We start from the raw sequence: 5,895 nt of genomic DNA, 5'->3' as shown, positions 1-5,895 counted from the left end.
ATTCTGTCCTGGAATTTACAGGCGCGTCGACCGATAGAGCTGTTGAAGCCGCCTTCCGTCATCCCTCCTCCATGTCATCGGCACGTGCGACCAAACGCGCGCGAAATCTTCTGTCGAGGCGGCTCAGTTTGCTCTCTCTTCCGATTGCGCACAGCATGGCAAAAGACCTCACCCATGATCAGAGGAATATGTACTGGCTTGCCGCCGAGTTTGGACGGCGATTTGCTTCGAGGCCAGGCGTACGCAAATCAAGCTTAAACCAGTCAATGTTTGTTGATCTCTTCACGGCGATGATTCAGCGGGAGAGCAACTTCAACCCTCGCGCGGTTTCGTCGGCTGGTGCAGTCGGGCTCGGCCAGCTAATGCCGCGTACCGCATTGGATCTCGATGTGAAGAATCCGTTCTCGGCGCAGCAAAATCTCGAGGGCGCCGCCACATACTTGACAGAAATGCTCGATGAGTTCGGCTCCTTTGAACTTGCCCTCGCTGCCTATAACGCCGGGCCTGCAGCTGTGCGCAAACATGGCGGCATTCCGCCCTATCGGGAGACCCGGCAATATGTGTCGGACATCCTTCACGCTGTCAGTGTCGAGCCGCACAATATCGCAGTTCAAATCGCGAGAGCGGGCAACGATGCGCCGCCCCACCTGCTTTCGCTAGTGACAGATGCCGATGAACGTCCCGGTGGCGCGGCGCAACGCATTTTTCAGACTGTCTTGCAGCGGCCTACGTCGGCCAGAAAGAGCTCGGTCGTTGGCCCATTAAAGCCAACAAAAAATATCAAGAAAGAATCAAAGCGCAAACCACGATCGCGTTTGCGAGGAACTTCAAGGGCATCCAAAGTGCATCATTAACGGTCGTCTGTACAGCAAATTAGGAACGGAAGACCTGCAGAAAGGACGAACAGAATGTCGACCCCAAAGCGTACAATTAACATTCTTACGAAAATCTCTGTCGAGACACTTAAAAATCTAACCAAGAGCGTCGGGCGGCGGTTGCCCGTTGCGTCTGCGGCAGCGTTGTTGACGATTATTTTTGTTACGCCGAGTGCTGCTCAGGATTTCAATGGTGTGACAACATTCCTTCAGGCAATTGTGGAAGCGATAACCGGGCCAATCGGTGTTTCAATCTCTGCCTTGGCCGTCATCGCCGTTGGCTTCTCTTTTATGACTGGTCGCATGGACTGGACCTTCGCAGTCTCAATCGTCATGGGCATCGCGATCGTGTTTGGCGGCGCAAGTTTCGTCCAGGGCCTAACCGCACGCTAATCCGGCTCGGCGCGGATGCTGTAAAATTTACCTCGCGAGCCATTCAGAGGAGTATAGACCATTCAACGCACAACGCTTTTCATAGGCTTGACGCGCGAAGTCGCCTTTGCGGGATTGCCGGTCATGTATCTGGTTGTCCTCATAGGCGTCGTAATGCTCGGTTTCATCATCACCAAATCATTCCTCTATCTGGTGATTGTGGGAAGTGTTGGCTACGCCACTTTGCGTACCCTAGCCGCCTATGATCCAAAGATCATCGACGTTTTTATCGCAACCGTGCAAAGCACGCGCATGAGCCCGGCACTGTTGAAAGGTGAAGGACTAGTATATCATGCATAAGTTACTTGCTAATGTGACGACGCACCGATCCGCTCACGAACGCGAACAACTTGCAGTCAATCTGCCATATGTCAGCATCGTGGACGATGGCACCCTCATGTTACGTGATGGCGATCTAATGGCCGCTTTCGCTGCCGAAGGGGTCAATGCCGACACGATCGATTGCCGGCATACGATTGAGTTGAGTAACGCATTCTCACGTTTCATTGCACAGCAACGCGGTGACGTTGGATATTATGTCCATCGCATCTCTGCGGAAACCCGACCCACGATGCGACAGATCAAAGGAGATCCTTTCAACGAGGAGATTGATCAGCGCTGGCGAAATTATCTTGAGACTATTGGGCTGCGCGACCGGGTTACGATGGTTACTATTGTGATCCGACCGCCGAAGAGGCTGGCCAAACTACTCAATGTGTTTGGCAACAAGGAGGTCTACAGTCGTGAAGAGGTCACTGCGCGCGCAGTTCGCCTCGATCAGATGATTAACACCTGCATGGTTAGCGTAAGTGTGGCAAAGCCTCGTCGGCTAACCGTCTCGGATGGTGAGTGGCTTAGTTTGTTGCGTACCGCGATCGACGGATCAAGTGGGCGACTCGTTGCTGGCCAAAAGTTCGTCCCCGTCGCTGACCTCTTGGCGAGTTCGACGGTCACGTTCCGCGGCAAGGTCTTCGAATGCGACAACCCCAACCCAAGTCTCAAACGCTACGGAACCATCATATCGGTAAAGGACTACCCTACCGAAACTTATCCCGGCATTCTCGACAGGCTTAGCCTGCCTTACGATACCGTGGTCTCTCAGAGCTTTACGCCGATCGACAATATTGCCGCCCAAGCTAAAATCGCTCGTGTGCGCAAGCGGATGAAGGCGGCGGAGGATGCGGCTATCTCTTTGATGGCGCAACTGGAAGAGGCCGAGGACGATATTGCATCCGGCCGCGTCGCCTTTGGCGACCACCATTGCAGCATCGCTGTATTTTGCGAGACTCAGGAGGAGCTTGAGGCAGCCATGGCTTACGTCACGCGCGCCATGCAAGACGCGGGTTCTGCAATTGTTCGCGAGAACTTCTCTGCCCGCGCAGTTTATTTCGCTCAACATCCGGGTAATTTCAGCTATCGCACACGAGCGGAAATGATCTCCTCGCAGAATTTTGCAGAACTTTGCGCCATGCACGGCTTGCCGAAAGGCAATCCACCGGAGCTATGCCCTTGGGGCGACTGCGTAACAATATTGCCCACAGCACGTGGCGAGACGTTCCGCTTCAGCTTCCATTTGCCGGGCAAGCCAGGTCAGCGCACGGTCGGCCATACGCTTGTGCTTGGCCAAACCGGGTCTGGCAAGACGCTTGGTACTGCTTTTCTGCTCAGTCAGGCCCATCGGCTTGGCGCTCGGATCATAGTCTTTGACAAGGATAATGGTTTCGAGATGGCGATCCGCGCCATGGGCGGAACCTACTCCGCCGTGCGTATGGGGCAGGAAACGGGCTTCAACCCTATGCGAGCCGAGGCAGATAGCCGCGGCGCGGCCTGGTTGTCCGATTGGCTTTCCGCATTGGCTGACAACGAGGGCGGACGGCTAAATCCGTTGCAACTTCAGGCACTCCATGATGCCGCTCAGGCAAACGCAACGGCTGACCTCCGCCTACAGAATTTCGCGCAGTTCCGCAGCCAGCTGCGTGCGACCGACGATGATGGTGACCTTTATAACCGACTTGGCCGCTGGGACGAGACCGGTCAATTCGGCTGGCTGTTTGGGGGTAAGAGTATCGATTCGCTCGCTTTCGATAGTCGGATCACCGCTTTTGACCTCACGGAAATTTTCGACAACGACACCATCCGCACCGCGTGGCTGAGCTATGTCTTTCGACGCGTGGAGCGGCTCGTAGAAGACGAGGCTCCAACACTGCTGGTTCTTGACGAAGCCTGGAAGCTGCTCGACGACGAATATTTTCAACTGCGCCTGAAGGATTGGATGCTAACGATGCGCAAAAACAATGTTGCGGTCGTTCTCCTGACTCAACGTGTGTCCCACATCACCAACAGCGCTGCGGGCGATGCCATACTGGAGAGCGCCGTCACGCGTCTGGTCTACCCAAGTTCCTACAACACTGAAGCCGAACTCGCGCCGCTCAATCTAACGCCGACGGAAAGCGCTTTCCTTCGGATAAGCAACGTGGACAACCATTTGGTGCTGTTGAAATCGGGCGGCGACAGCGTCGTTCTTGATTTCGCCCTCGGAGCGATCGGTAAGGGTATCGAGATCTTGGGGGGTGGGCGAGGGGGGAAAGCGCACGCAGGATGGCGTGACAGGCCAAACTTTCAAATGGAGATGCTGCAATGAAGATCCCTCTGATTTTTCTCACAATGATCCTAGCCCCCCTTACTGCCTGCCAGGCCGTTCCCGCAGTGCGCAAGAACAATTGTGTCTGCGCCTGGGATACACTTGAGCTCCAAACCGAAGGAGTCGTGTCATGAGAGCTGCTTTCCAGTCTGTCATTGTGTCTGGTATTTTGCTTGCGGCCGCCGGCTCGCTGGTGCGGGAGGCTAGGGCCCAGGAAAGCCAGATCACGCCTGCTCCCCTGCCGTCTATTGGAGTGCTCCCAGACGCTCCGGACGGCGCCCAGGTAACCTTCGACAAGAACGCTGTCGAGTTGCTGACGTACGTGGTGGAAATGTGCCGGCTGTTAGGCGGTGGGATGAACCAGCTCGTAGCATCCGCGCGGACAGCGGAGCATCTGCTAATTGAGAACCGAGACGTGGGCAAAGCGCAGCTTTCTTCCATTTCAGGTCCGAAGCGCTTCCCGGTGAACAATGGCAAGGCTGACGTCGCGGCCCGTGAAGGAGGGCCGGGTTTGCGGGAAATGGTTGACGATGCTTTGAATGGCCGCGGAGGTGGCCCGGGAGGCATTCAGGCGGCCCTCACCAAATTTCGAGCTCGCTATCACTTGGATCAGGCATTTGCGCTGCACAACGACCAACGCCTCAGTAAGGTCATTATCGCGAATGGATCGGCTCAGGGCGCTGTCGCTGCCTCTACTGCGGAGGAATCCTACAAACGTGCCAACGCCAGCATGGGGAGAATAAATGGCTATATCGCCGCGCTCGAAAACAGCAACGACTTAAAAAGCAGCGTTGACATCAACACACGCGTGATGATCGAAATCGTGCAGCAGCTCAATGAAACACTGCGCACCCAAGCGGCGATCGCATCGCTGGCAGGATCGTACTTCATGGCATTAGGTGCCGACTCCGCCGAGCCGGATGCCATCCGCGATCTTCTAGATTTTAACAGGTAATGCGCCGTGGGTGTGATTTCAAACATTACTCGCACACTCGACAAGACGCTTGTCGACTATGCGCAAGTAGTTTTCCAAGGAGTTGCTGAGCCGATTAGGGAGTTGCTCGGCGCCATGGCGTTGGTCTCGTTGTTGTTTATCGCGATAAATCACATAATCCAATTCAGAACGATAAATTACTCCGTGTATTTACATTGGGCTCTGCGATATATACTGATATATTCATTTGCAACAATGTGGGTGAATTTTGAAGGCATTTATTCAATGCTTATTGATGTGCCAAATAATTACGCAAGCATTATGATGCATGCCGCGAAAGTGCCAATCAAGAACGTTGATCCCGCCCTTCTCGATCCTAAGCGGATATCGGACACATCTTCAGCGATGGATGAGTTCGCCCATGCGGTCCTGCACCTATCTGGTAGATACATAACGGATTTTTCGATCTGGCACGTTGGAAAGTCATTTCGGAACGTGTTTATTGGTGTGTTATTCATAATCGTTGGCGGCTTTTTTATCGCCGCATGCGCGTTTATTGTAATGATGGCCAAAATTGGGTTCGCCGTGTCGATCAGCCTAGCGCCTCTGGCTATCATCATGCTGATGATGCCTCAAACGAGTCAGTATTTCGAGAGTTGGACCCGCTTCACGGTTGGCTTCGTGGTCCTCCCGCTGCTGACCGCGACCCTTATGGCTATTGTGCTGTATGTCGCCGCTGACGTCTATGTGGCATCCCGCGGTAATGATTTCGCCTTCATTTTTATCATCATGGCGGCGACGGCTCTCCTGTTCATGATCCCGACCATGGCAAGTTCCCTGGCCTCTGTGTCGGTGGCGGCTGTAGGCGCCGGCGCGGCCTCTGGCGCGGCCTCTGCCGCAGCTCACATGGCCTGGGGTGCCGCAAAGAAAGTGCACGGCGGCAGCCAACGATCGCGAGACGGCGTAAGTGTGGCAAGCGCCGCACGTGAAGCTGGAGCCGAGCCGGCGGCGGG

Annotated in this window: 5 protein-coding genes and 1 pseudogene; all 6 read left to right on the top strand. The window is 54.9% G+C overall.

The genetic code is table 11. The features are described from left to right. Nucleotides 1–854: lytic transglycosylase domain-containing protein (locus EOB59_RS32300; protein ID WP_206622090.1), on the top strand; the 854-nt coding region annotated here is incomplete at its 5' end. Nucleotides 855–908: 54 nt separating this feature from the next. Then, complete coding sequence (locus EOB59_RS32295; protein WP_128178019.1) at nucleotides 909–1,268, top strand: TrbC/VirB2 family protein; 360 nt, start codon at nucleotides 909–911, stop codon at nucleotides 1,266–1,268. A gap of 60 nt (nucleotides 1,269–1,328) precedes the next feature. Continuing rightward, a complete protein-coding gene (locus EOB59_RS32290) occupies nucleotides 1,329–1,607 on the top strand; it encodes a VirB3 family type IV secretion system protein (protein WP_128178020.1) in 279 nt (92 codons plus the stop codon). Beyond that, nucleotides 1,600–3,948: a DUF87 domain-containing protein gene (locus EOB59_RS32285; RefSeq protein ID WP_128178022.1), complete on the top strand. Its 2,349-nt coding sequence runs from the start codon at nucleotides 1,600–1,602 to the stop codon at nucleotides 3,946–3,948. The genes EOB59_RS32290 and EOB59_RS32285 overlap by 8 nt, the downstream gene beginning before the upstream one ends. A gap of 130 nt (nucleotides 3,949–4,078) precedes the next feature. Beyond that, complete coding sequence (locus EOB59_RS32280) at nucleotides 4,079–4,903, top strand: type IV secretion system protein (protein WP_128178024.1); 825 nt, start codon at nucleotides 4,079–4,081, stop codon at nucleotides 4,901–4,903. A gap of 6 nt (nucleotides 4,904–4,909) precedes the next feature. Further along, a pseudogene (locus EOB59_RS32275) lies at nucleotides 4,910–5,895 on the top strand (type IV secretion system protein); the annotation flags it as partial.

The sequence above is a fragment of the Mesorhizobium sp. M7A.F.Ca.MR.176.00.0.0 genome (assembly GCF_004023165.1).
In the GTDB taxonomy this organism is placed as follows: domain Bacteria; phylum Pseudomonadota; class Alphaproteobacteria; order Rhizobiales; family Rhizobiaceae; genus Mesorhizobium.
Note: the sequence above shows the minus strand (reverse complement) of the source record. Positions and strands in the feature narration are given on the sequence as shown.